Origin of the sequence: Kocuria subflava (assembly GCF_012163155.1) — a bacterium.
Classification (GTDB): Bacteria; Actinomycetota; Actinomycetes; order Actinomycetales; family Micrococcaceae; genus Kocuria; species Kocuria subflava.
This window is the reverse complement of the sequence record NZ_JAAVUN010000162.1, coordinates 1-611: the sequence shown is the minus strand read 5'-3', so window position 1 is coordinate 611 and position 611 is coordinate 1. Positions and strand designations below refer to the sequence as shown.

The 611-nt window shown below is 63.8% G+C and carries 1 pseudogene; it reads right to left on the bottom strand.

The window, feature by feature from the left end:
* Nucleotides 1-408 (bottom strand): annotated as a pseudogene (locus tag GTW58_RS13545) (3-oxoacyl-ACP synthase III); the annotation flags it as partial.
* Between the last annotated feature and the right edge of the window lie 203 nt (nucleotides 409-611).

Sequence of the window (611 nt, the reverse complement as noted above, 5' to 3'; positions counted from 1 at the left end):
CAGCCCATTCACGAAGCCCAGGCAGGCGTTCGTGATGTCGAAGTTCAGGGTCGAGGACGGCATGCCCAGACGTGCGTGTTCGGAGACCGACACCGCGGGCTCGTAACCGTCACGGGTCACCGAACAGTTGATGAGCAGACCCACCTGGTCCGGGGTGATCCCGGCTTCGTCCATGGCTGCCTGCGCGGCCTCCACAGCGCCGTCGGTGTAGTGCCGACCCTCCGACCACTCCCGGTGTTCTTTGACTCCCGCCAACCGTTCGAGCAGCCCGGTGGGCAACTTGAGCCGTCCGAAAGTCTCCGCGAGCTTCTGGTCGGCGGTCTCCGACTTGACGACCACGTCGGCCTCGACCTTCTTGATCGACAAGAGGGAGGCGTTCTGGTGCTTGATGATGGAGTTTCCTGGCAACGCACGAGCTTTCGTCGGGGGGATGAGAACGGCCCCGGTCAGTCTAGCCACCGGTGGGAAGGCACCTGTTCAACGGGCAGGGTGTTCTCCCCTGGCGGACCCGTGACAAGGCGCACGCTAGGATCGACGGGTGCATCTGAAGACCTTGACCGTGCGTGGCTTCAAGTCTTTCGCCTCCGCCACCACGTTCGAGTTCGAGCCGG